Origin of the sequence: Lysinibacillus sp. YS11 (assembly GCF_002896375.1) — a bacterium.
GTDB lineage: Bacteria > Bacillota > Bacilli > Bacillales_A > Planococcaceae > Lysinibacillus > Lysinibacillus capsici.
Map to the genome: position 1 here is coordinate 1,004,592 of NZ_CP026007.1, position 26,366 is coordinate 1,030,957.

23 protein-coding genes and 1 pseudogene are annotated in these 26,366 nt (G+C 37.6%); 15 read left to right on the forward strand and 9 right to left on the reverse strand.

The window, feature by feature from the left end; all coding sequences use genetic code 11:
• Positions 1-58: 58 nt before the first annotated feature.
• From LBYS11_RS04635 to LBYS11_RS04670, 7 genes are all read right to left on the reverse strand, one after another.
• The gene (locus LBYS11_RS04635; protein WP_054549873.1) at positions 59-985 is read right to left on the reverse strand and encodes an ABC transporter ATP-binding protein; all 927 of its coding nucleotides are present in this window, start codon (positions 983-985) and stop codon (positions 59-61) included.
• On the reverse strand, positions 978-2,033 hold the full coding sequence (locus tag LBYS11_RS04640) for an ABC transporter ATP-binding protein (protein ID WP_048395385.1): 1,056 nt from the start codon (positions 2,031-2,033) through the stop codon (positions 978-980). Before LBYS11_RS04640 ends, LBYS11_RS04635 begins: the two co-directional genes overlap by 8 nt.
• A 13-nt stretch (positions 2,034-2,046) precedes the next feature.
• On the reverse strand, positions 2,047-2,967 hold the full coding sequence (locus LBYS11_RS04645) for an ABC transporter permease (RefSeq protein WP_048395384.1): 921 nt from the start codon (positions 2,965-2,967) through the stop codon (positions 2,047-2,049).
• Positions 2,967-3,896 carry an ABC transporter permease gene (locus LBYS11_RS04650; protein WP_004227372.1) on the reverse strand — a complete coding sequence of 310 codons (930 nt, stop codon included), beginning with the start codon at positions 3,894-3,896 and terminating at the stop codon, positions 2,967-2,969. Before LBYS11_RS04650 ends, LBYS11_RS04645 begins: the two co-directional genes overlap by 1 nt.
• A gap of 132 nt (positions 3,897-4,028) precedes the next feature.
• Positions 4,029-5,690 carry a peptide ABC transporter substrate-binding protein gene (locus LBYS11_RS04655; protein ID WP_048395383.1) on the reverse strand — a complete coding sequence of 554 codons (1,662 nt, stop codon included), beginning with the start codon at positions 5,688-5,690 and terminating at the stop codon, positions 4,029-4,031.
• 907 nt (positions 5,691-6,597) lie between these two features.
• Positions 6,598-8,283 (reverse strand): methyl-accepting chemotaxis protein, encoded by a 1,686-nt coding sequence (locus LBYS11_RS04665; RefSeq protein WP_103117560.1) that lies wholly within the window; start codon positions 8,281-8,283, stop codon positions 6,598-6,600.
• A gap of 253 nt (positions 8,284-8,536) precedes the next feature.
• The gene (locus LBYS11_RS04670; RefSeq protein ID WP_103117561.1) at positions 8,537-10,234 is read right to left on the reverse strand and encodes an Rqc2 family fibronectin-binding protein; all 1,698 of its coding nucleotides are present in this window, start codon (positions 10,232-10,234) and stop codon (positions 8,537-8,539) included.
• 270 nt (positions 10,235-10,504) lie between these two features.
• Here LBYS11_RS04670 and LBYS11_RS04675 point away from each other — a divergent pair, with 270 nt between their 5' ends.
• The 15 genes and pseudogenes from LBYS11_RS04675 to spoVM all read left to right on the forward strand — a co-directional run bounded on the left by LBYS11_RS04675 (position 10,505) and on the right by spoVM (position 24,913).
• Complete coding sequence (locus tag LBYS11_RS04675) at positions 10,505-11,368, forward strand: YicC/YloC family endoribonuclease (RefSeq protein ID WP_233732431.1); 864 nt, start codon at positions 10,505-10,507, stop codon at positions 11,366-11,368.
• A gap of 43 nt (positions 11,369-11,411) precedes the next feature.
• Positions 11,412-12,029: a guanylate kinase gene (gene gmk / locus LBYS11_RS04680; RefSeq protein ID WP_004227379.1), complete on the forward strand. Its 618-nt coding sequence runs from the start codon at positions 11,412-11,414 to the stop codon at positions 12,027-12,029.
• A 4-nt stretch (positions 12,030-12,033) separates the two neighbouring features.
• Positions 12,034-12,261, forward strand: coding sequence for a DNA-directed RNA polymerase subunit omega (gene rpoZ / locus LBYS11_RS04685; RefSeq protein ID WP_004227380.1), 228 nt, complete (start codon positions 12,034-12,036; stop codon positions 12,259-12,261).
• Positions 12,262-12,395: 134 nt separating this feature from the next.
• Positions 12,396-13,400 carry a bifunctional phosphopantothenoylcysteine decarboxylase/phosphopantothenate--cysteine ligase CoaBC gene (coaBC, locus tag LBYS11_RS04690; protein WP_103117563.1) on the forward strand — a complete coding sequence of 335 codons (1,005 nt, stop codon included), beginning with the start codon at positions 12,396-12,398 and terminating at the stop codon, positions 13,398-13,400.
• Positions 13,397-15,808: a primosomal protein N' gene (gene priA, locus LBYS11_RS04695; protein ID WP_103117564.1), complete on the forward strand. Its 2,412-nt coding sequence runs from the start codon at positions 13,397-13,399 to the stop codon at positions 15,806-15,808. The genes coaBC and priA overlap by 4 nt, the downstream gene beginning before the upstream one ends.
• A gap of 84 nt (positions 15,809-15,892) precedes the next feature.
• The gene (def, locus tag LBYS11_RS04700; RefSeq protein ID WP_004227388.1) at positions 15,893-16,387 is read left to right on the forward strand and encodes a peptide deformylase; all 495 of its coding nucleotides are present in this window, start codon (positions 15,893-15,895) and stop codon (positions 16,385-16,387) included.
• A 1-nt stretch (position 16,388) separates the two neighbouring features.
• A complete protein-coding gene (gene fmt, locus LBYS11_RS04705; protein ID WP_103117565.1) occupies positions 16,389-17,330 on the forward strand; it encodes a methionyl-tRNA formyltransferase in 942 nt (313 codons plus the stop codon).
• Positions 17,327-18,687: pseudogene (gene rsmB / locus LBYS11_RS04710) on the forward strand (16S rRNA (cytosine(967)-C(5))-methyltransferase RsmB). Before fmt ends, rsmB begins: the two are co-directional and overlap by 4 nt.
• A complete protein-coding gene (gene rlmN / locus LBYS11_RS04715; protein ID WP_103117566.1) occupies positions 18,687-19,829 on the forward strand; it encodes a dual-specificity RNA methyltransferase RlmN in 1,143 nt (380 codons plus the stop codon). The pseudogene rsmB and the gene rlmN overlap by 1 nt, the downstream one beginning before the upstream one ends.
• Positions 19,830-19,835: 6 nt before the next feature.
• Positions 19,836-20,585, forward strand: a complete 750-nt coding sequence (locus LBYS11_RS04720; RefSeq protein WP_054549883.1) for a Stp1/IreP family PP2C-type Ser/Thr phosphatase — start codon at positions 19,836-19,838, stop codon at positions 20,583-20,585.
• A gap of 2 nt (positions 20,586-20,587) precedes the next feature.
• Positions 20,588-22,576, forward strand: a complete 1,989-nt coding sequence (gene pknB, locus LBYS11_RS04725; RefSeq protein ID WP_103117567.1) for a Stk1 family PASTA domain-containing Ser/Thr kinase — start codon at positions 20,588-20,590, stop codon at positions 22,574-22,576.
• An 11-nt stretch (positions 22,577-22,587) separates the two neighbouring features.
• The gene (gene rsgA, locus LBYS11_RS04730) at positions 22,588-23,472 is read left to right on the forward strand and encodes a ribosome small subunit-dependent GTPase A (RefSeq protein WP_048395362.1); all 885 of its coding nucleotides are present in this window, start codon (positions 22,588-22,590) and stop codon (positions 23,470-23,472) included.
• Positions 23,473-23,474: 2 nt separating this feature from the next.
• Positions 23,475-24,143 carry a ribulose-phosphate 3-epimerase gene (gene rpe, locus LBYS11_RS04735; protein WP_103117568.1) on the forward strand — a complete coding sequence of 223 codons (669 nt, stop codon included), beginning with the start codon at positions 23,475-23,477 and terminating at the stop codon, positions 24,141-24,143.
• Entirely contained in the window at positions 24,140-24,793 is a 654-nt protein-coding gene (locus LBYS11_RS04740; RefSeq protein ID WP_103117569.1) for a thiamine diphosphokinase, read from the forward strand. The genes rpe and LBYS11_RS04740 overlap by 4 nt, the downstream gene beginning before the upstream one ends.
• Before the next feature lie 18 nt (positions 24,794-24,811).
• Positions 24,812-24,913: a stage V sporulation protein SpoVM gene (spoVM, locus tag LBYS11_RS04745; protein ID WP_099805045.1), complete on the forward strand. Its 102-nt coding sequence runs from the start codon at positions 24,812-24,814 to the stop codon at positions 24,911-24,913.
• Positions 24,914-25,004: 91 nt separating this feature from the next.
• On the opposite strand, the gene rpmB is transcribed toward spoVM, so the two are convergent.
• Both rpmB and LBYS11_RS04755 read right to left on the reverse strand, forming a co-directional pair.
• Positions 25,005-25,193, reverse strand: a complete 189-nt coding sequence (gene rpmB, locus LBYS11_RS04750) for a 50S ribosomal protein L28 (protein ID WP_004227417.1) — start codon at positions 25,191-25,193, stop codon at positions 25,005-25,007.
• Positions 25,194-25,379: 186 nt separating this feature from the next.
• On the reverse strand, positions 25,380-26,123 hold the full coding sequence (locus LBYS11_RS04755; RefSeq protein WP_048395357.1) for an IclR family transcriptional regulator: 744 nt from the start codon (positions 26,121-26,123) through the stop codon (positions 25,380-25,382).
• Positions 26,124-26,366 lie beyond the last annotated feature (243 nt).

The following is a 26,366-nucleotide window of genomic DNA, read 5'->3' on the forward strand; positions in this document are numbered from 1 at the left end:
GGTATAAATTAAAAAACTCCCATCACAGTTTTTATACTGTCGATAGGAGTTATAGCTTTTAGCGATTAGCAACCCAAGTTTTTACTAGATCAGCAGTACCATAAACATAATGCTGGTCACCTACTTCATGGTAGGTTGCACTTTCGTCAACCTCTGTATGCTTGTACTGAATACGTTGACGGCGCTTCTCTGACATTGGGTCAGGAAGTGGGATAGCTGATAATAAAGATTTTGTATACGGATGAACAGGGTGATTGTAGATATCATCTGCTTTACCGATTTCCATGATTTTACCACGGTACATTACAGCAATACGGTCACTGATGTATTTTACCATAGATAAGTCATGGGCAATGAAAAGATATGTTAAGCCACGTTCTTTTTGTAGTTGTTTTAGTAAGTTAACAACTTGCGCTTGGATAGATACGTCTAGCGCAGAGATTGGCTCATCCGCAATGATAAACTTAGGATCTAAACTTAGTGCACGGGCAATCCCAATACGTTGACGTTGACCACCAGAGAATTCGTGTGCGTAACGATTCGCGTGCTCTTTGTTTAAACCAACAGCTTCAAGTAGCTCTTGAATTTTTGCACGACGTTCTTTTTTATCCTTGTAAAGGCCATGAATATCAAAGGCTTCACCAATGATCTCACCAGCCGTCATACGAGGGTTTAAAGAAGCATAAGGATCTTGGAAAATCATTTGCATTTGACGGTTAAATTTCTTTAACTCATTTTTAGATTTTTTTCCATGGACATTTTCACCATCGAAAACAATCTCGCCACCTGTAATATCATATAAACGAATAATTGAACGACCAGTTGTTGACTTACCACAACCTGATTCACCCACAAGACCAAGTGTTTCACCTTCGTAAACATCGAAGCTGATACCATCTACAGCTTTGATAGGATTACTTGGCGAACCAAAATGCTGCTGTAAATTTTTGATTTCAAGAATTTTTTTCGCACCAGTTTTAGTCATTTTCTTGTGCCTCCTTTGCTAAATACCCTTCAATACGTTTAGCAACCGCATCTGGAAGAGGAATCTTTGGTGCATCAGGATGCAACAACCAAGTCTTTGCAAAATGTGTTTCACTTACTTGGAACATTGGTGGCTCTTGTTCATAATCAATGGCCATAGCATACTCGTTACGAGCTGCAAATGCATCACCCTTAGGTGGATTCGTCAGATCTGGTGGTGAGCCTGGAATCGTACGTAATAGCTCATCAGTATCATTATCTAAATCTGGCATTGAACCAAGTAGACCCCATGTGTAAGGATGCTTTGGATTATAGAAAATATCATTTACAGTACCATATTCAACGATTTGTCCAGCGTACATTACTGCTACACGATCAGCGATATTCGCCACTACACCTAAATCGTGTGTAATGAAAATGATAGATGTTTGCGAGTTTTTCTGAATTTCTTTCATTAATTCTAAAATTTGCGCTTGAATGGTTACGTCTAGAGCTGTTGTCGGCTCATCTGCAATTAATAGCTTAGGATCAGCTGCAAGGGCAATGGCAATAACAACACGTTGACGCATACCACCTGAAAATTCATGTGGGTATTGGTTATAGCGTTTTTCAGGGAAGGGGATACCTACCTGAGTTAAAAGCTCAATCGCACGTTTTTTCGCTTCGTCTTTAGAAACTTTTTTGTGTTGCAAAATTACTTCAGTTATTTGACGTCCGACCTTCATTGTTGGGTTCAAACTTGTCATAGGATCTTGGAAAATCATTGCAATTTCATTTCCGCGTACTTTAGACATTTCTTTATCAGTTAATGGAACTAAATCACGGCCATTAAATAAAATTTGTCCTGACTCATAAATACCAGGTGGCTGGGGAATTAGTTTCATTAATGCATTACTCGTAACACTTTTACCAGAGCCTGATTCACCTACTATAGCGAGTGTTTCACCCTCCTTTAAATCAAAGTTAACACCACGTACAGCATGGACAAGCCCTGCATAAGTTTTAAAGTTAATTCTTAAATCTTTTACTTCTAGAATTGTTTTACTCATTTCGGCCACCTCCTTATTTACGTAGTTTTGGATCTAGAGCGTCACGTAAGCCGTCACCAACTGCGTTAAACGCAAAGATTGTCAGTGAGATAAATACTGCTGGGAAAATCAAGCGCCATGGAGCATTGGCAATAGCTTTATTACCATCAGAGGCCATTGTACCCCAAGAAGCTGTTGGAGCAGGCACCCCAAGACCAAGGTAGCTTAGGAATGATTCGGTGAAAATAGCAGATGGAATTGTTAGCGTCATCGTTACTAAGATTGCACCAAGAGCATTCGGAACTAAGTGTTTAATAATTAAATGGCCTGTACTAGCACCTAATGTACGAGCAGCAAGAACATATTCTTGATTTTTAATAGATAATACTTCACCACGAACGATACGAGCCATATTAATCCATCCAGTGATGGACAGGGCAATAATCATAGGAATTAAACCAGGTTGCATAACAACTAAAAGTACGATTACTACTAGAAGGTAAGGTACAGCTGTTAAAACGTCAGCAATACGCATCATGATGTTATCAACGCGACCGCCTGCTAAGCCTGAAATACTTCCCCATAAAACACCGATAATTAAGTCAATAATCGCTGCAGCAATTCCGATAAAAAGGGAAATACGAGCGCCTTCCCAAATACGAACGAAAATATCACGACCAAGGTCATCCGTTCCAAACCAAAATTGTGCAGATGGTGGTGCGTTGTAAACACCTAGCTGATCACTTGCTTTATATTGAGAAAACATTGGTACGAATGTAGCCATTAAAATAACAATGATTAAAATGATTATCCCAATGATGGCTAATTTGTTATGAGAGAAACGGAGAAATACTTCTTTCCAAAAGGAGACTGATTTATCAGCTAATTTTTCCGTTGCTTCATGATTTCCACCAACAATTTTAAACTTATCTTTTTCAATTTGTTGCTGTGTCATTATTTTTTCGCTCCTTTCAGTTTAATACGCGGATCAATCACACTATATAGAATATCAACGATTAATACCGCAAATAAAAGGATGATGGAATAGAACACCGTCGTACCCATAATTACTGTATAGTCACGGTTTGTAATACTTTGAACAAAGTGCTTACCAAGTCCAGGAATAGCGAAAATTTGCTCAACAATGAAACTACCTGTTACAACACCAGCTGTTAATGGACCAAGGTATGTTACGACTGGCAGAAGGGCATTTCGTAATGTATGACGGAATACGATTGTCCATTTACCAATACCTTTTGCACGAGCCATTTTTACATAATCACTATTGTTTTGTTCAAGCATACTTGAACGTGTTAATTTTGCGATAAAGCCCATATGAGAGAAAGCGATTGCAAGGGCTGGTAAAATACTATAAATAAAGCCCTTCCACCCACTAATAGGGAACCAGCCTAGCTTAAAGGCTAAGAAATACTGCATTAAACCTGCTAATATAAATGAAGGTACTGATATACCGAGCACCGCAAAGGACGTTGCCAAATAATCCGGGAACCTATTATGATATAGCGCGGAAACTACGCCAATTAATACACCGAATCCAACTGCTAATAGCATAGCTTCAATCCCTAATGTTAATGAAACAGGGAAACTTTCAGAAATCATATCATTTGTAGAACGCGCTTTATATTTCATTGACTCACCGAAATTGAATGTGGCCGTATCGATTAAATAATCTTTATATTGAATATACCAAGGGTTATTTAATCCATACGTTTCGTTTAACTTCTCCTCAATTTGAGGTGGGAAATTACGTTCACTCGCGAAAGGACTACCAGGAGCGAGACGCATTAAGAAAAACGTAACCGTTACGATGACGAAAAGCGCGAGAAGTATATACATCAGCCTTTTCAAAATATATTTAATCACATAAAACTCCTCCTTCTATTTGTCAATTTTCAGACAAATATATGCCTTCGTATTTTAAAAAGAGCTGACTCGCGCCGAAGTGGCTACGAGGCAGCTCTTCGCTGTAGAGCTAAATAAGCGAATTATAGTTGATTATTTCTCTACTTTAACCTCTTTAAGAGAGATGTTACCAAGGATGTCTGCCTTCATGTTTTTCACATAATCTTGTACTACAGATAGGTTCGTGTAGTAGTAGATTGGAATAACTGGGAAATCATTCACAGCAATTTTTTCAGCTTGTTTTAAAAGCTCAAGACGTTTAGCAGGATCTGCTTCAACGTTAGATTGATCTAACAATTTTTTGTATTCTGCACTTTCCCAACCAGTATCGTTGTTACCGTTTGCAGCAGTGTCATACATTTCTAAGAATGTATAAGCATCGTTGTAGTCACCAACCCAGCCCATACGGCCAACTTGGTAATCTAATTGGTTAAGTTTTTCTAAATATACTTGCCATTCAGAGTTATCTAGACCTACAGTGATACCTAGGTTTTTAGTCCAGCCCTCTTGAACGTATTGAGCGATAGCAGCGTGTGCTTCACTAGTGTTGTAAGAAAGGTTAATTTTGATATCTGCTGGGTTTGTAATTCCAAGTTCTTTCATACCAGCTTCAAGTGCTGCTTTAGCACCTTCGATATCGTTATCTTTGAAGTAACCACGGTCTTCTTCAAAGCCATGAACTGCGATAGGAACCATGCCTAATGCAGGTTTTTGCTCACCTTTAGTAATGTTGTCAATTAAACCTTGACGATCAACTGCTAAAGCTAACGCTTTACGGATGTTAGCGTTTCCAGTGATTTTATCTTTTGTATTTAGCTTGTACCAGTAAACAGAAGCTTGGTCATTGATATTTAATGAACCATCAGCTTTAAATGCGTCGATTGAATCAAGTGCCACAGATTGGAATGGTGCACCTAAGTAGTCAATTTCTCCAGCTTTGAAGCTTGTTGCAGCAGTTGCTTCAGACTCAACCATACCGATATTAACAGTTTCTAAAGAAACTTTATCAGCATCCCAGTACTCTGGGTTTTTCTTTAATACGATTGTATCATTGTGTCTCCATTCAGCTAATGTGAAAGGACCGTTTGTTACATAGTTTTCACCAGCATCTGCATACCACTCATCATTACCTTCAACTACTTTTTGGTTTAATGGTGCATATGTTTTGAATGCTGTTAATTCTAAGAAGTAAGGTGTTGGGTTTTCTAAAGTTACTACTAATGTTTTTTCGTCTTGTGCTTTAACGCCTACATCATCAGCAGAACCTTCACCATTGTTGTATGCTGCAGCACCTTTAATTGGGTAAAGGATTGAAGCATATTCAGAAAGATTGTCTGGGTTTAATGCCCATTTCCAAGCGTATTCGAAGTCACCAGCTACTACTGGATCTCCGTTTGACCATTTAGCATCACGTAATTTGAACGTGTATGTTTTTAAATCTTCACTAACTTCCCAGCTTTCAGCAGCAGCTGCAACTGGACGAGCGTCTGCATCAAGTGTTGTTAATCCTTCAAAAGTATTTGTTAGAATAACACCAGAAGTTGTATCTGTTGCTAATGCAGGATGAAGAGATGGCGGCTCAGAAGCTACTACTACATTTAATTCGCCACCTGATGAAGTTGTTTCTGAAGAGCCAGAATCTTTTCCTTCGTCTTTAGATTTGTCAGACGAATCTCCACCGAAGCCACATGCAGCAAGTACTAAAGAAAATACTGCAAGGACTGTTAGTAATAAAAACTTTTTGTTTTTATTCATGTGAATCCCCCTTATACAATTTTTAAGCCTTTTGTGAAGCTCCTATTTAATATACCAAAAAAATCATTGTGTACAAAATAAAAAAGATTCGAATTTATATAGTATTATCTGACATTTAGGAGAATAATAAATTTTTCCGATTTATCACGCTAAAGAGGCGAAGTGTATATATATTAAAAATTTGATATTTACTTATTCTGAATATCAAAAATAAAGTAAAAATAAAAAAATGATTTACTATACGGAAAATTCCTATTTTTTTGATAATATTATCGATATTTGAAAAATGAATCAAAAGTCATAGATGTAATACCTTGAGGAATTTGTATAGATTTGTAGAAAATCTATGTAAAACTCAGTGAATTAGATTCTTTTACAGGTAATTTCTTGTAATTTATTATCGCAAAACATGAATATTTTTATCTATTAATGATATATAAGAAACTTGTTTTGTATTTTTCTAGGATTATCCATTTGTGGGGAAGAAAAAGAAAAAAATGAGCATTTGTATGAAAAAGGGTACCCATACTAAGAAAAATTTGGATTTAGTGACAAGCTAGTTTACGAGATTAAGTTTTTTTGAAATAATTTTGGAGCTAGTTGTATATACATGCATATATGCAGTTGGTTACTGTTTTATTCATCCGTTAAAAAATAAAAGGAATGCTTCATTTCGCCTTGTATTCTTCCAAAGAGAACTGTTTAAATCTTATTGTTTTTTTGAGGATGTCATTTGTCTTACTGAAGAGGATTGATAATGCAAATAATTACTAAAAATCTGTTTATTCATCGAATGAAAACGTTAACAATAGCTATTCAGAAGGATATTCTTCCACTTTTTAAGTGGTATACCATGAAAAAATATAAAAAACAGTGCATCCCATTTATAAAATGCACTGTTTTTTATTTAAAGTTTAAATTGATTGATCTGATTCTGTAAATCTAAGGACTTTTCGCTTAGATCTGAGGCAACTTGGTTTACTTGTTGTACTGTTATAGATTGTTCTCTAGTTGCTGAAGCTACAATTTTTGTATTATCCGCGCTAGTTGAAGCACCATGGGCGATTTCTGCAACGGACGCTGCAACCTGTTCAGCGCTAGCTGAAATTTCTTCAGAGGTAGCTGATATATCTTCTATTTGATCTGTCATCGTATTAATTGCTTTCACAATTCCTTCAAAGGCTTGTCCTGCATGTCCGATGATTTTAACGCCCTCTGTGACAGAATGAAGTCCATCAAAGACTGCTTTTTCTACATTATGTGTATCCTGTTGAATTTCTAGCGTTAAGGCAACGATTTGGTTGGCTGATTGTTTGGATTCCTCAGCTAACTTACGAACCTCATCTGCTACTACCGCAAATCCTTTACCATGCTCTCCAGCTCTAGCCGCTTCAATTGCTGCATTGAGTGCCAATAAATTTGTTTGATCTGTAATAGCTGTAATAACAGCTGTGATCTGACTAATCTCATCTGATTGCTTACTCAATTTTTGAACAAGATTATTAATCGTTTGTGTTGATTCATGGATGACATTCATTTGTTGCTGAGCTTCTTCTACCGTCTCATTTCCATTTGTTGCTAATTCTGAAGTTGTTATAGCATTCTGATGTAGTTGTTGAGTTGCCTCAGCTATTCGTTGAACACCTACAGCCGTTTCATCCATTGCGTGTGCGCTTTCGTTAGCTGCAACTGTAGCTGTCACTGCAGCCTCAGCTGTTTCGTTAATCCGTATTGTAATTTCATCAGCAGTGGCAGTAATTTCTTCAGTTGAGGCAGAAAGTTCCTCTACTGAAGCTGTTAAATGCTCTGCATTGTCCTGTATATGCGTTAATAAATTTTTCAAATTACCCTTCATGGCATTAAAAGCTGCTGAAAGCTGACCAATTTCATCTTTTGATTGATGGGTAATATCTGGATGAATTAATTCTCCATTAGCTACATGGTTTGCAGCCAGAACGACAGATTTTAAAGGGCGTGAGATTGTCCGTTGTATATAGAAAATAAGGAAAATACCTAGAGCGATACCAATAATGATTGCGATAATGGAAATAATTTGTGAATTAAACACGGCCTGTTTAGATTCTTTTGTCACAATATCTAGTTGTTCCTTTTGATAGTTTCCAATTTGATCGGATACATCTTGTATACCTTTATTAGCTTGTTGGACTTCACCATTTACCTTCTGCAAAGCACCTTCTAGATTACCAGCTTCAAATAAAGCTATTGCTTCAGTTGCTGCCTTGTTAAAAGAATCATTATGAACTTTTAATTCCTGTGCATATGTTTCCATTTCAGCTGAATTCGATTTTTCAGTGATTTCATCTACATGTGTGTCGAGCATACTTGCATATTTTGAGAAACTCTCTTTGTTAGCAGGTTTGTCTTCGATGATGATGGCACGAATGAAAAGACCTTGCATAGCCATTTCGTATTGAATATCATCTGCTAATTCTACAAGGGCAACATGTCCTTCTAATGCATTTTCAATCTTTTTTTCAATGTTTGAAAATAACAGGAACATAATGAACAAAGAAATGATTAATGTGAGAATAATTGCAAAGAAACCAAAGCTTAATTTTTTACCTACAGACATATAGATACGCCCTTTCCTGAATGCTCTATAAAAATTTTTATACTTTAATTTAGCGTTTCTCAGTAGTAGAAGTCAATATACGTTGAAGGAAACAGTGCAGATTATTCATGTGTTTTTATATTGTTATTATAATAAGGAAGATTGTCTGTAAAAATCAATCAAGATAAGGTTGTTTTCATCGTTTTATAGTACGGATTACGTGTACTCGTTATAAAAAGGAAGAAACCGATACAATTTGTATCGGTTTCTTCCTTTATGACTGTTTCTTTAACTGTAAAATGACTGCCTCATCCGGGTCAATATACAGTGTCTTTTGTTCAAAATAGATGACGAAACCAGGTTTGGCACCATTTGGTTTTTTGACCTGTCGTATTTCGGTATAATCTACAGGCACAGAAGAGGATTCTCTGGCCTTAGAAAAATAGGCGGCTAGTGTGGCAGCTTCTCGCAATGTCGTTTCATCGGGTTCACTTGAATGAATGACAACATGAGATCCAGGAATATCTTTTGTGTGTAACCAAATATCAGTCCGCTTTGCTAGTTTAAATGTCAGCATATCATTTTGTTTATTGTTTTTTCCAACAGAGATTGTTACACCTGTAGAAGAAACATAGCGTTCTGGTTCAGGTTTCGCTTGTTTTTTCTTTTTCTTCGCATGACGTAGTTTTAAGTAACCTTGCTCTGCTAGCTCTTCACGAATTTCCTCAATATCTCCAGGAGAAGCCTGCTGAACTTGCTGTGCAAGCATTTCGAAGTAAGAAATTTCATCAGTAGTTTTTTCTAGCTGCTCTTGAACCATGACCAAGGCATTTTTTGCCTTTGTATATTTTGTGTAATAACTTTGGGCATTTTCAATAGGTGTTTTACGTTCGCTTACTGGAATCGTTATTTCTTCGCCAGTTTCACTATAGTAATTTGTGACAGTAACTTCCTTAACTCCTTTTTCAAAGGCATAGATATTAGCCATTAATAGCTCACCATATAGTTGGAATTGATCGAGCTTGGAGGCACGTTCATAATCCTTTGTTAACTTTTTTGTTTTTAAAGCTAATTTGTCAATCTCATTTTGTAGCCAGCGCTCTAAATCGCCTGCTTGTTGTTTTACACGATCTCGCTCTGCACGGGCAAAGAATACACGATCAAGAAGCTCATGGACATTAGGATAGATTGTTATATCCCCATCATGCAAATGCGTTAATTCGATAGGGGAAAAGTATACTTTCTGATTGAAGAGTACGTACATAGGCTTCATTCCACCGTTCGCAAAGGAGGCCATAAAATCCTTGAAACATACTAGTGTATTTGAAGTCGTCTTCATTCGATACAATAATTCTTCCGCGTGAAGAGGTGAAAAACCAGCTAATTGTTGCACGATCTCTTTAGAGGTTTTTGCTTCAGCGAAAAATGCTGTTAGCTCTTCATCTGTCACTGTTAAAGGATTCCATTTGTTTTGTGTGGGTGGCGCAAAATACGGTTGCCCTGGTAGTACAGTACGGAAGCTATTGACTGAAGGCGGTAGATGTTTTAGGCTGTCAATAATTTTTCCCTGCTCTTGATCAATCAACAGTAGATTACTATGTCTACCCATAATTTCAGCATGTATTTCTCTTACAATTGGATCTCCAATTTCATTTTTACTTTCAATTTCTACTATTATAATGCGATCAAAATCACGCTGTTTTATAGAAGCAATAAAACCACCCTCTATATGCTTACGCAAAAGCATACAAAACATTGGCGGCTCTGCTGGATTTTCAATCACCTGTTCAGTAAGGTGTACACGTGCATAAGAAGAGTGGATGGAAAACAGTAATTTATGATTCTTTCCGTTCGCTCGCACATGTAAAATAACTTCTTGTGCATTGGGTTGATGTATTTTGGTAATCCGACCAGTGACTAGCTGTTGTAGGTCGGCAGTTATTGAATAAGTAAATAAGCCATCAAATGCCATATGAATTCCTCTTTCCAACGATATCAAGCATCTTGGTACTTTCGTATTTTTTCTTTATGTATCTGCATGCACTATTTTTAAGCTCGCAAATACTCTTTTGGTATGTTTATCATAGCATTTTTTAGGTGAATATTAAAATATAGCTTCAATTGTGGTAGAATTAGCTTTTACTTTAACCAAATTTTTTTGGAGAGTCGTCATAATCGACAAAGCTTATGTTATAATAATCCCAGTATGCAAAGAAAGGTGTGACGAACCTTGGTGCGTAGTATGACTGGTTTTGGCAGAGGTGTCACAACAACTAGAGACTTTCAATTAACCGTGGAAATGCGCTCGGTCAACCATCGTTTTTTAGAAATTAATGCAAAATTTCCGAAAGAATGGCTTGAAGCTGAAATTTTTGCAAAGAAACTAATTTCTCAAGCTTTGTCACGCGGCAAAATTGATGTGATGGTATATGTGAAGGACTTAGAGAACGTAGAGCAATCTATTGAGATTAATTGGTCATTAATTGAAGCGTATCGTAAGGCAAAAGAGCAATTAGCAAGTAAAGTACCACTTGAAGAAAAATGGACGATGCAAGAGCTTTTATCGTTAGAGCAGGCCCTTGTGCAGCAAAAGCCTCAGCTTACACCAGAGGATTTACTCAGCGCTGTTGAACAAGCAATTTCACAAGCGATTGAACAGCTCGTACAAATGCGTGAGCGTGAAGGGCAAGAATTACAAGAGGTTGTTGTACAATATAAAGAACAGTTAATGGAGCAAGTCAATCAGATTCGTTTGTGTTCTTCACTTGCTGTTGAAAAATATCGTACACGATTAATAGAGCGAATTAATGAAGTTGCAAACGGCACATTGCTAGAAGATCGTTTACTAGCGGAAGTAGCGATTTTTGCAGAACGAGTAGACATCTCCGAAGAATTAGACAGATTAGATAGTCACTTCAACCAGCTGGAGGAAACATTACTTGAAAAGATTTCGGTTGGGCGTAAATTGGACTTTTTAATGCAGGAAATACATCGCGAGATTAATACGATTGGTTCAAAAAATCAATCTACAGAAGCAGCGGTTGCTGTTGTTCAGGCGAAAACAATTTTAGAAAAGATGCGTGAGCAAGTGCAAAACATCGAATAACTTGCACGTGTCTGTTATAAATTAAGGGAGATATAGAGAATAAATGATAAAAGAACGTGGATTATTAATTGTTCTGTCTGGCCCCTCTGGTGTAGGTAAAGGGACAGTGCGAAAAGAATTATTTTCTCAGCCGAATACGAATTATGAGTATTCCATCTCGATGACAACACGAAATCCTCGCGAAGGTGAAGTAGATGGTGTAGACTATTTTTTCAAGACACGTCATGAATTTGAAGTGTTAATTGAACAAGGTGGCTTATTAGAGCACGCTGAATTTGTCGGTAACTATTATGGAACACCATTAGCTTATGTAAATGAAACACTTGATGCAGGTCGTGATGTATTTTTAGAAATCGAAGTGCAGGGTGCAGCACAAATTCGTAAAAAAGCACCAGATGCCTTATTTATTTTCTTAGCCCCTCCAAGTTTAACGGAATTAAAAGATCGTTTAGTTGGACGTGGGACAGAAACGGAGGATATCATTGCCAAACGAATCGCTACTGCAAGTGAAGAGCTTGAAATGATGAGCTTGTATGATTATGTTGTGGAAAATGATGAAGTGACGAATGCCTGTGATCGTATAAATGCGATTATTAAAGCCGAGCATTGTCGTAGAGAACGTGTTGAAAAAAGATATTTGTCAATGTTGAGAGGAGAATAAAACAATGCTATACCCATCAGTAGACGCTTTAAAAAAGGAAATCGATTCAAAATATTCATTAGTGAGCCTTGCTTCTAAACGCGCTCGCCAAATGCAAGAAGAGCAAGACACAGAACGCTTACACAAGTATGTTTCCCATAAATATGTTGGGAAAGCACTTGAAGAAGTAGCGGCAGGTGTACTTACGAAAGTATCACAGGATGAGTCAACTGTGTATGAGGACGAAATCTAACATCATGTAAAGAGCTTTACTATGTTTACATGCATGCTAGTCTAGTTAGCAGTAGATTTTGATTATACAGAATGCCGAAAGCTCCCAGGGAATCCTTCTTTGGGAGCTTATCATTTGAAAGGACGACACCTAGCATGAATAAAAATATTTTACTTTGTGTTTCAGGCGGGATTGCCGTATATAAAGCTGTGGCACTCGTAAGCAAGCTATCACAAGCAGGAGCCAATGTAAAAGTCATCATGACAGCCTCTGCTAGACAGTTTGTGAATCCATTAAGTTTTCAAGTGATGTCCAAAAATGATGTTTATTTTGACACGTTTGATGAAAAAGATTCAAGTGTGATTGCTCATATAGACTTAGCAGACTGGGCTGATTTAATTTTAGTAGCGCCCGCTACAGCAAATATAATAGGAAAAATGGCCAATGGTATAGCAGATGATATGATCACAACAACCCTGCTTGCTACGACAGCACCTGTATGGATTGCACCAGCCATGAATGTACACATGTACGACCATCCAGCGGTAAAACGTAATTTGGATAGGCTATCAGCTGATGGCTACAAATTTATTGAGCCTTCCGAAGGCTTTTTAGCATGTGGCTATGTCGGGAAGGGCCGTCTAGAGGAGCCAGAAAAAATCACTGCACTTGTTCAAGATTTTTTTTCGGGAAAAACTACACCACTAACAGGTAAAACAGTTATAGTGACTGCAGGTGCCCTACATGTACCATTGGATGAACAGCATGTAATTAGTCCACAGGCAACTGGAGCCATAGGCCGAGCTTTAGCACATGAAGCAAGAATGTTAGGCGCACATGTAATTGAAATAGAAAATTCTAATTTGTTTGATGCTATACAGCAACTGGAGGCTTATAAAATCCAATATCCTCAGGCAATATTGATCCATGCAGCAAATGTGCCGACTATAAAGGAAACGCCGATCATTTCGGTAGAAGGCATAAAAGCGATCACTTTCGGACAAAAAGTGCAAGGAACTCCAATGCTTAATATACTTTCTGAGAGATGGATTGATTTTAGTGAAAAAGCGCAGCTTAACGGACATTTTTTGGCTACAATTAACCCACAACTTTTTGCTCAGACATTATGGTCATATATTATAAAGGGTGAGGAACAATGAGCTTCTTGATAGCAGAGGTCATTGTAGATGTCTCTACTTACCATGTAGACCGTCCATTTGATTATCAAGTACCTGTAGAATGGATTAGTGTTATCGAGTTAGGAAGTCGTGTTAAAGTGCCATTTGGTCCAAGGAATGTCCTGGGTTTTGTTGTTGGATTGAAGAAAGAAACAGATGTACCGTTAAATAAACTAAAGGTAATCAATCAAATTTTAGATATGGAGCCAGTCCTGACAGAAGAGATGTTGCGAATGGCGAAGTGGTTGAAGAACGATACGATTTGCTATGAAATAGATGCCTTGCAAGTGATGTTACCATCTGCACTTCGAGCCAAGTATGAAAAAATGATTAAGCTACAACAAGGTCAACAATTGCCACTAGAGGTACAGGCTATATTCGGGAAGCGTCAACGAGCAAATTTTAAAGAATTTGAGCGAGCAGGTTTACTACCCCTTTTGAAGCAATTGGTTGCAGAAAACATTGTTTCAATCGAAAATGTTGTGAAGCAACAGGGAAATGTGAAAGAAATTCGAATGGTTCAAATAACAGCAGACCAACAACTTATTGAACGTGCTTTAGGGCAGTCAACCAGAGCAGCTAAACAACGGCTATTACTGCAATGGATGTGTCAACACTTAGGAGAGATTTTTACTCCCCAACAAATTTGTGACGAAGCAAAGGTCTCTATTTCAGTTTTAGAGGCAGTAATTGATAAAGGAGCTGCTCAATTTATTCAAGAGGAAGTATTTCGTGATCCATTTACGAAGGAAGTTTCACGTACACATGCCTTACAATTAACGAGTGAGCAGCAGGTTGCTCTCCAAGCTATTACTACAGCTATGGACCAGCAAATAGCGCAAACCTTTTTATTACATGGTGTAACAGGAAGTGGCAAAACAGAGGTTTATTTGCAGGCTATTCAAAAGGTATTAGAAGAAGGAAAAGAAGCCATTATGTTGGTACCTGAAATCTCTTTAACTCCACAAATGACCGAACGATTCCGCAGTCGTTTTGGTGAGATGGTTGCTGTGATGCATAGTGGATTATCTGTAGGGGAGAAATATGATGAATGGCGTAAAATCCAACAAGGCAAAGTGAAGGTCGTAGTTGGAGCTCGTTCGGCTATTTTTGCTCCTTTTACGAATATAGGGCTTATTATATTGGATGAGGAACATGAATCAACTTATAAGCAAGAAGATTCACCGCGTTATCATGCAAGAGATGTAGCCATCTGGCGTAGCGAATTTTATAACTGTCCTATTATTTTAGGGAGTGCAACACCAGCATTAGAATCATTTGCAAGAGCTAAAAAGGGAGTATATAAGCTACTCTCCTTAAAACACCGTGCTTTACATCAGGCTTTGCCGACTGTTTTTATTGCAGATATGCGTGAAGAGCTGAGACAAGGTAATCGTTCGATGTTTTCCCAATCACTGATAGAAGCAATCCGTTTAAGACTTGAGAAAAAAGAACAAATGGTGCTGTTTTTAAACCGTCGTGGCTATTCATCATTTGTACTTTGTCGAGATTGTGGAACAGTTGTCCAATGTCCAAATTGTGATATTTCATTAACCTATCATCGAACAACTGAAAAATTGAAATGTCATTATTGTGGTTACGAGGAACATGTTCCACAAATATGTCCACAATGTCAAAGTGATCATATTCGTTATTTTGGTACAGGTACACAAAAGGTGGAAGAGGAGCTGTATAAGTTGTTTCCTGAGGCAAGAGTATTACGTATGGATGTAGATACTACGAAGCATAAAGGGGCACATGAAGAAATATTAGAGACATTTGGGGCAGGGCATGCAGATATTTTGCTGGGTACTCAAATGATCGCAAAGGGTCTGGATTTTCCAAATATTACGCTAGTCGGTGTACTTAGTGCTGATACATCCTTACATTTACCTGATTACCGCGCAGCAGAGCGAACATTTCAGCTATTAACACAGGTAAGTGGCCGAGCTGGGAGACATGACAAGCTAGGGGAAGTCATCATTCAAACGTATACACCTGAGCATTACGCAATTGAATTAGCTAAAACACAAGAGTATGAACCATTTTATGAACGTGAGATGTTTTTACGTCGCAGATCAAACTATCCACCTTATTATTTTGTAGCTCTTATTCAATTATCCCATGAAGATGTCATGATGGCTGCTGAATATGCTGGTCGAGTGGCTGATTGGTTACGAGGGAACTTATCGAATCAAGTAGCAATAATTGGACCAACAACTGCGAGTATTGCTCGTCTCCAAAATAGATATCGTTATCAATGTTTGATAAAATATAAAATTGAACCAAATCTAATTCCCGTTTTACAACGTTTACTTGCTATGTATAGAGCAGAGTGGATTAAACAAGGAATATTAATGACGGTAGATTTAGATCCGTCTACTATATAGTTAGCGTGTAATAATAGCACGATTTTTAATAAAAGTATCAATTAGCTAGTGCACTAGCTTTAAAGCAGAAATGAGGAAATAATAATGGCTATAAAAAAAGTAATTGAAAATCCTGCAAAAGTACTATCCACACCGTGTGCTGAAGTGACAGAAATTAATGATGAAATTATTACATTACTTGATGATTTATATGACACTATGGTGGAATATGATGGCGTTGGAATTGCGGCACCACAAATAGACGTAGGGTTACGGGTAGCAATTGTTGAACTAGGTGAAGAACGTGATATTTTAGAAATGATTAATCCAACTGTCGTTGAAACGGACGGAGCAGAAGTAGATATTGAAGGATGCTTGAGCTTTCCAGGGTTATATGGAGAAGTGGAACGTCCTAGTTATGTCAAAATTGAAGCATGTGATCGTGAAGGACGTGTTTATGAATTAGAGGCAGGTGGCTTTGATGCCCGTGCGATTTTACATGAAATTGATCATTTAGATGGTGTGCTTTTCGATTCAAAAATCAAGCGTATTGTCACAGCAGAAGAACTAGAAGAAATGTACGCTGAAGAGGAGGAATAAAATGACATCTATCGTTTTTATGGGGACACCTGACTTCTCCGCACCTATTTTGCGTATGCTACATGATGAAGGATATACTATTAAAGCAGTTGTAACACAACCAGATCGTCCAGTTGGGCGTAAGCGAGTATTAACACCGCCGCCAGTAAAGGCAACGGCTTTGGAACTTGGCTTGCCAATTATTCAACCTGAAAAATTGCGTGGCTCCGAGGAGTTACAGCAGATTCTTGCTTTACAGCCTGATCTAGTAATAACAGCAGCATTTGGACAGATACTACCAAAAGAATTATTAGATGCACCGGCTCTAGGCTGCATTAATGTCCATGCCTCCCTATTACCAAAATATCGTGGAGGGGCTCCGATTCACCAAGCCGTCATGGATGGTGAAAAAGAAACAGGAGTAACAATCATGTATATGGCAGAAAAGCTTGATGCGGGAGATATTATCTCTCAAAAAGCGATCCCTATTGAAGAAGATGATCATACTGGTGGACTTTTTGATAAGCTAAGTATGGTTGGCTGTGAATTACTTAAGGAAACACTTCCTTCTATTATAAATGGTACAAATAACCGTACAGTTCAAGATGAAGCACAAGTTACCTTTGCAAGTAATATTTCAAGGGAACAAGAACGAATTGATTGGACCAACGATGCTATTACTTTATACAATCAAGTGCGCGGTCTTCATCCATGGCCTGTTGCTTATACTACTTTTGAGGATGGTAATTTTAAAATTTGGTGGGCAACGATTGGCAAAAGTAAGCATGAGGCTAATCCAGGTACAGTGGTTGCCATTGATAAAGATCATTTTGAGGTAGCAGCTGGCAACGGGACAACTTTAGCATTATATGATGTGCAACCAGCTGGTAAAAAGCGCATGACCGCAGAGGAATATTTACGTGGGACAGGTTCTAAATTACAGATTGGGGACCAATTTAAATGAGTAAAAAAAGTGTAGTGATTTGGGATGGCAATGTACGAGATGCCGCATTGTCAATTCTATTAGCAGTTGATAAAAATCAGGCTTATAGCAACTTATTGCTAAATGAAACAATTAAACGACATAAAATTGAAGCAAAAGATCGTGCTTTATTGACTGAAATAACGTATGGAACTTTACAGCATAAAATGACACTTGATTATTACTTAGAGCCATTTATTCGTGGTTCAATTGATCATTGGGTTCGCTGGTTATTAAGAATTTCGTTGTATCAAATCCATTATTTAACACGTATCCCTCCACACGCTGCAGTAAACGAAGCAGTAGAAATTGCCAAGCGTCGAGGGCATCGTGGAATCGCTTCTATGGTCAATGGCATATTAAGATCCGTGTTACGGAGTGGAGTCCCTTCAACAGATGACATAGCAGATCCAATTGAGCGCCTTTCAATAGAAACAAGTCATCCAATGTGGTTAGTTCAAAGATTTGTTGATAACTACGGTCTTGAAGTAGCGACTGAAATGTTGCATGAAAATAATAGACCGCCTGTGCAGACTGTGCGTGTTAATACGACAAAAGCAACTGTTCAGCAAGCAATTGCCAAGTTAGAGGCAGAAGGATTAACGGCTAATCAAAGCGACGTTATACCAGAGTGCTTATACATTACAAACGGTCAACCAGCTCGTACAAAAGCCTTCAAAGAAGGTATGATTACTATTCAGGATGAAAGTTCAATGATACCTGCTAATGTGCTAAATCCAACTCCAGGTATGCGTGTCTTGGATATGTGTGCGGCACCTGGTGGAAAAACAACACATATTGCCGAAATAATGAAAAATGAAGGGTCTATTTTAGCAACAGACCTTCATCCACATAAATTAGATTTAATCGACCATAATACAGAGCGTCTAGGGCTTGATATTGTTGAAACAGCCCCAATAGACGGACGGAAAGCACCAGAATTTTTACAAGCAGCGTCTTTTGATGCTATCTTAGTCGATGCACCATGTAGTGGACTAGGAGTTATGCGACGTAAACCAGATATTAAATATACAAAGCGAGAAGAAGATTTAGAAAGTCTTCAAAAATCCAATTAGCTTTACTGGATGCAGCAACGAAAGTTTTGAAAACAGATGGTAAGCTTGTATACAGTACGTGTACAGTAGACATACAAGAAAACGAAGGCACTGTGAAAGCCTTTTTAACAGCACATCCAGAAATGGAAGCTATACAACTAGAATCTTTACCAACAAAATTAGCGGAAAAGCAAGCTAATGGCATGCTTCAAGTCTTTCCACAAGACTTTGGCAGTGACGGTTTCTTTGTCGCCGCCTTTCGTAAAAAAGGAGAATCCAACTAATGGTGGATCAAGAGAAATTTAATGAACGTATTAACGATTTAGTAGAAGAAGCAGAAGAAAAGCCCGTTCGACGTGTAAAAAAAGAAAAGCCAAATTTAAAAGAATCCATTTATTCGTTACAACCTCATCAATTAGAAGAATGGCTAAAGGAAAATGGCGAAAAGCCTTTCCGTGCGGCTCAAATTTTTGACTGGCTGTATAATAAACGTGTAAAGACATTTGAAGAAATGTCAAACCTTTCAAAGGGATTACGCGAAAAACTAACTGCAAATTTTGCATTATCCACACTATCAACCATTATTAAACAAGAATCTAAAGATGGTACCATTAAATTTTTATTCCAATTACAAGATGGCTATTCAATAGAAACTGTTTTAATGCGCCATGAATATGGAAATTCTGTCTGTGTAACAACACAAGTAGGCTGCCGAATTGGCTGTACGTTTTGTGCATCCACTTTAGGTGGTTTGAAGCGACATTTATTAGCAGGGGAAATTGTGGAGCAAGTTGTCAAAGTGCAGCAAACATTAGATGAATTGGACGAGCGAGTATCTCATATTGTCATTATGGGTATTGGTGAACCTTTCGATAACTATGATGCAATGATGAACTTCTTAAAAGTGATCAATCATGAAAAAGGTTTAAATATCGGAGCACGTCATATCACAGTTTCAACATCGGGTATTGTCCCTAAAATTTACCAGTTTGCAGATGAACAATTACAAATTAACTTTGCCGTTTCTCTGCATGCGCCAAACCAAGAAGCACGTCAAAAGCTAATGCCAATTGCCCGTGCTTATAAATTGGAAGAATTAATGGAAGCTGTGCGATACTATACAAAAAAAACAGGTCGACGAGTGAGTTTCGAGTATGGGCTGATGTCTGGTGAAAATGATTCAGTAGAAATAGCAGAGGAACTATCTGCTTTAATTAAAGGAATTAAATGTCATGTCAACTTAATTCCTGTAAACTATGTACCAGAACGTGATTATGTTCGTACATCTCGTAGTCAAATTTTTGCTTTTGAAAAAACATTAAAGAAAAATGGTATTAACGTAACGATCCGCCGAGAGCAAGGTTCAGATATCGCTGCTGCGTGTGGTCAATTACGTGCACAAGAGAGATCTGAAGAAACGAGGTGACCAGTATTGGAATACACAGTCGAAAGTGATATTGGTTTAAAACGATCCATTAATGAGGACCGTGCTGCATTCTTTAAACGTCCAGATGGGCTTGCACTAGCACTTGTAGCGGATGGCATGGGTGGTCATAATGCTGGTGATGTAGCAAGTGATATGGCAATTAAACAAATGGAATCCTTTTTTTTACAGGCAGACACACATCATTTTGTATCCACAACATCAAAAAAAGAATGGTTATTACAAACAGTTAAGCAATTGAATAAAACAATATATGACTATTCTTTATCACATGAAGACTGTAAAGGAATGGGCACGACATTTATTGCAGTGTTAATCGAAGAACAACATTGCTTCATTGCACATGTGGGGGACAGTCGTGTGTATTATTTCTTTGAAGATGGTGCACAACAAATAACAAGAGATCATTCATATGTGAACGTCTTGGTCGAAAATGGTGAGATAAGCGAAGAAGAGGCTTTGACACATCCAAAGAAAAATTTCATCTTAAAAGCGGTTGGGACAGAGGACACAATCGAACCAGACTTTTATGAAGTAGATTTAGCATCAGAATCGTATTTACTCATTTGTTCAGATGGATTAAGCAATAAACTAACTGTTTATGAAATGGCATCGATAATTACGTATCCAGACTCCATTAAGGAAAAGGGGCGTAAACTTGTAGAATTAGCAAATGCCAGCGGGGGAGAAGACAATATCTCCCTCGTGCTATTAACGAAAAAGGATGAGGAGGTGTAAGAATGCTTGTAGGTAAAAGAATTAGTGACCGTTATAAAATTTTAGAACTCATTGGTGGCGGAGGTATGTCCAATGTTTATTTAGCACACGATATGATCTTAAATCGTGATGTAGCCATTAAAATATTACGCTATGATTTTTCCAATGAGGATGAATTACATCGACGTTTTCAACGTGAGGCACTGTCTGCTACAAGTCTTACACATCCAAATATTGTTAGTGTTTATGATGTAGGTGACGATGGAGATCTACACTATATTGTGATGGAATATGTTCAAGGAAAAACATTAAAGCAGTACATACAAGAATTTGCACCAATTTCACCTGCTAGAAGTGTGCATATTATGAAGCAATTAACGTCTGCCATTGCTAATGCCCATGAAAACCATATTATCCACCGTGATATTAAACCGCAAAATATATTAATGGATGCGGAAGGTAATGTGAAAATTACGGATTTTGGTATTGCCATGACGTTAAGTGCTACATCATTTACTCAAACAAATTCTGTGCTTGGTACAGTCCATTATTTATCACCAGAGCAAGCTCGCGGCGGTACAGCTACAAACAAATCAGATATTTACGCACTCGGTATCGTGTTATATGAATTATTAACAGGTGAACTTCCATTTTCTGGTGAATCTGCTGTTTCAATAGCACTTAAGCATTTACAAGCTGAAACGCCTTCTGTCCGTGCTTTTGATGCAACGATTCCCCAAAGCTTGGAAAATGTAGTATTAAAGGCTACTGCCAAAGATTCATCCCATCGTTATACTACAGTGGAAGAAATGTATGAAGATTTGGAAACCGTACTAACACCATCTAGAATCAACGATCCCAAATTTGTCATACCTGTGGATAATGATGTAACGAGAGCTATTCCCATCATTAAAGAGCAGATGCATAAAAAAGACGAAGATCTAACTAAAACAAGAGTTATTGAACCGATTATGGAAGCTAAAGCACCTTCTCAACCACAACCTAAAAAGCCTGTAGAAAAGCCAGTTCCTGTAAAGGCAAAGAAGAAAAATTGGCCCAAATATGTTGCAGGACTATTCATTGCAGCGGTTGTCATTTTCTTATTCTTTATTTTTGCAAAAGATTTATTTAGCCCGAAAAAAGTGGCTATACCAGATGTAGCAAATTTAACAATAGAGGAAGCGACAAAAAAATTAGAAGCAGATGGATTTGTTGTTGGTGAAGAGCATCAGGAGCGAAATCATGAGGAAATAGAGAAGGGGAAAGTTATTGAAACGGACCCATCAAAAAATTCATTACGTGAAAAAGGCTCAGAGGTAGACTTAATCGTTAGTTTAGGTGTAGAGATGACGACTGTTGATAATTATGTAGGACAAAATTATAGTCAAGTTGAAGCTTTAATAAAAGGAAAGTATAAAGACGTAATAAAAGAGGATGTCCCTTCTAATGAGCCAGAAGGAAGAATTATTGAACAAAGCATACCACCAAATTCTGAGGTAGTAGCGAAAGAAGAAACAATTACGTTTAAAGTTAGCCAAGGAGTTAGAATGGTAAGGGTTGAAAATGTTGTAAATTATACGAAAGCTGATATGGATGACTATGTGAAAAGAGCAGGTCTCAATTGGCGTATATCTCGTGAAGAACATCATGAAACCATCCCAGCTGGCAGTGTAATTTCGCAATTGACAAAAGCGGGTACTATGGTAGAAGAAGGTTCTATGATATCGGTTGTAATAAGTAAAGGGCCAGCAAAACAGCCCGATAAACTACGTGTCATACCTGTAGTCATTGAGTATAAACCTACAGAAGAGGGAATAGCTCAAAATATTCGAATTGAAATTCAAGATAAAAATCATACATTGTCTGAACCTGTTGAAGTATTTGAAATTTTAAGTGATACGCCATACAACATTCAGCTTACAATTGAAGATGGCAAAGATGCGAGTTATAGAATAATTCGTGACTCAGAAATAATTTTAGAAGGCAAAGTTAATTATAATGATGTCGATTAAGGAGGAATTGGATGGCGCAAGGCCAAATAAGAAAAGCATTAAGTGGTTATTATTATGTATTTGATGGACATCAACTGATTCAATGTCGAGGACGTGGGGTATTTCGTAATCGTGGCGAATCCCCACTCGTAGGCGATATTGTAGAGTATACAATGGAAACTGAAGGCTCTGATGGGACAATACAAAAGATTTTTGAGCGTCAAAATGAATTAGTACGTCCGCCAATTGCGAATATTGATCAAGGTATTTTGGTGTTTTCTGTAAAGGAACCGAATTTCAATACCATTTTACTGGATCGTTTTTTAGTTGTGTTAGAATCCTTCCATGTACATCCTATTATTTGTTTAACAAAAATGGATTTGCTAGAAAATGATGAACGTGATGAATTACAAAATTATATAGCAGATTATGAAAGCATGGGCTATACAGTTTTGCAAACATATAAAGATGAAGAAGAATTAGTAGAACGGTTACGTCCTATTTTAAAGGGAAAAACCACCGTTTTAGCTGGCCAATCGGGCGTTGGGAAATCAACTTTGCTTAATACGCTCATTCCAGAGTTGAACTTAAAAACGGGTATTATATCCCAAAGCTTAGGACGGGGTAAACATACTACTCGTCATGTTGAACTGATAGAGGTCTGTGATGGTTTATTAGCAGATACGCCTGGATTTAGTTCCTTTGATTTTGACGAAATTGAGAAAGAAGAATTAGGTGTATGTTTTCCTGAAATGGCTAGAGTAGCGGATGATTGTAAATTTAGAGGTTGCTTACACTTGAAAGAGCCAAAATGTGCAGTAAAGGCAGCAGTAGAAGCAGGGGAAATTCGAGACTACCGCTACAAGCATTATGAACAATTTATGCAAGAAATTATGGATCGAAAGCCGAGGTATTAATGATGATACAAATAGCACCATCAATTTTAGCAGCAAATTTTGCAAAGTTAGGTGAAGAAGTAAAGGAAGTAGAGCAAGCAGGTGCACAACTTATTCATATTGATGTAATGGATGGTCACTTTGTACCGAATATCTCATTTGGTTCTATTGTATTGGATGCTATCCGTCCATTAACGAAGTTACCATTAGATGTGCATTTAATGATAGAAAATCCAGATCAGTATATTGAACAGTTCGCAACAGCTGGAGCAGATTATATTACAGTACATGTAGAAGCATGCCGTCATTTACATCGAACAATTCAATTAATCCGTTCTTTTGGTGTAAAAGCGGGTGTCGTATTAAATCCACATACACCGATAGAATCAATTCAACACATTTTAGAAGATATTGATATGGTATTATTAATGACTGTTAATCCTGGATTCGGTGGACAAAAATTTATTCATTCTGTTGTACCTAAAATTGAAGCATTATCAACAATAATTAAGGAGCGAGGCTTAGATATTGCCATTGAAATTGATGGTGGTATTACTGCTGAAACAATTGTGCCATGTGCACAGGCTGGAGCGACAATTTTTGTAGCTGGGTCAGCTATCTATAGTAAAGAAGATCGAACAGCTGCTCTTCAAGAGATTTTACTAGCTGGTGAGGCAGCGATTAAAGGATGACGACAGTCGTTGTTTGTGCAGGTGGTCCAAAAAATGAGCTTTGTTCATTTTCATCGTTTCAGCAACAACAGGATGTTGTGTTTATCGGGGCTGATCGTGGCGCTTTATATTTAATTGAGCAAGGAATTACGCCCCATGCTATTGTTGGTGATTTTGATTCTTTAACGGATGAAGAATATCGACAAGTAATGGCACAAACCAATGATCAACAACGTTTTCAAGAAGAGAAAAATGAAACAGACACGGATTTAGCTTTGCTTAAAGCCTATACGTTTGCACCACAAGAAATTATTTTGACAGGTGTGACGGGTGGGCGTTTAGATCATTACGAGGCAGCTGTTCGTTCTATTTATCGGTTACAAAAAGAGCATCCTCAAATTGAGTTAAAGATAATCAATCATACTAATATGTTGCAATTTTTACTACCAGGTACACATACAATTTATGCAGATGATCGATACCGATACTTGTCTTTTTTTGCTCACGAGGAGCCTATTCAAGGTGTAACATTACGACAAGTAAAATATGAAACAACGAATGAGGAAATTACCTTAGGAACATCTCGATTTACAAGTAATGAAATAATAGGAACTTCAGGGTCTATATCTTTCTCGCAAGGCATATGTTTAATGATAAGAAGCATAGATTAGCGTAAGGGGGAGAGAGTCCTGAAAGTATATACGTTCCAATTGCCGAAATTCGTGAGTAGTATCACGCGTACGTGTATTAACCTATTTAAAAAAGATAAGAAAGTAAAAAAATCCGACTAGTGTTAGTCGGATTTTTTACTTTCTTCTAGAATACTAATCAAGAAAAAAATCGATTGCGCTCAATGCGAAATCGATTTTTTAGAAGCAGCGATTAAACGCGCTCGATTTTACCTGATTTTAATGCACGAGCAGAAACCCATACACGTTTTGGTTTACCGTCAACTAAGATACGAACTTTTTGAAGGTTAGCACCCCAAGTACGTTTGTTAGCGTTCATAGCGTGGGAACGGTTGTTACCAGTACGAGCTTTACGTCCAGTGATTACACATTGTTTTGGCATGTTGTATTCCCTCCTTACTGTTGATGCTGAAAGATTATTATTTCAGTTCGGTATTTCACATACCATAATAATTTAACATACGATGGCGTTCAGTGCAACAGTTTTCACATAACCTTTCAAGAAAAAAACCTTTACAGACATAAAACATTTATGAAAAGTAGAGAAGTTTAATGGGGAATAGTTCTCCTATCCTTTTCCTCGATAACCAAGTTTCAGCGATACACGTCTACCAGTATCAACTAATCGCTCAATCAATGTATTAATATGATCTTGAGAGACATTAAAGTTTACAAAACCAATACTGACTGCTCCTATCACTTCACCAAAACCATCTAAAACAGAGACAGCAATGGAGGAAGTACCTGCAGTTCGTTCTCCATGACTTATTGCATAGCCTTGTTGTCGAATTTGGTGAAGCTGCTCCTCTAATTCGGCCATTTCATCTTTAGTTACTAGTTGCTCTAGAATTTCTTTGGATTGTAGCGCTGACATTGAGGCAAGTATGGCCTTATTGGCCGCTCCGATATGCATAGGAATGCGAATACCCAACTGATCATAAATACGAATCGGATTAGCTGCACTGTCTATCCGTTCTATAATAATCGTATCTAATCCAGCTGGTTTACTTAAATAAACGCTTTCTTCAACCTCCCTGGCTAATCGTTCTAACTCAGGTCTGATTTTGCTAATATAATCCATCGTATCATACACCTGTAAGCCAAGTTCCATCCATATGGTTCCAAGCCGATAATATTTAGTCTGTTCATCTTGCTCAATCATCCCTTGTTTAATCATGGCTTTTAAAATTCTATGTAAAGTACTTAGCGGTAAATCGCATTTTGTAGAAAGCTCTGAAATGGACAAGCTACTGTCGTTTGCATCAGCTGCTAAAACCTTGGCAATTGTCATCGCCCGCTCTAATAATTGCATTTGTCCCACCTCCCTTCATCCTATTTTATTTTTATTCTCCATCTACGTCTAGTTCCAATATTCCCGTACAAATCAGAAGTCTAAACAAATGCTTATTTTAATTCACGAAAGCTACAAAAGGATCCTTTAAGAGGCTTCTTTAATAAACGATAGCATTTTTTCCAAGGGTGAACGCAATCTAGATTAAAAGAAAAATAAAAGTTTTCTAAATATATTGACAGTATAGCATAAAACGAATATATT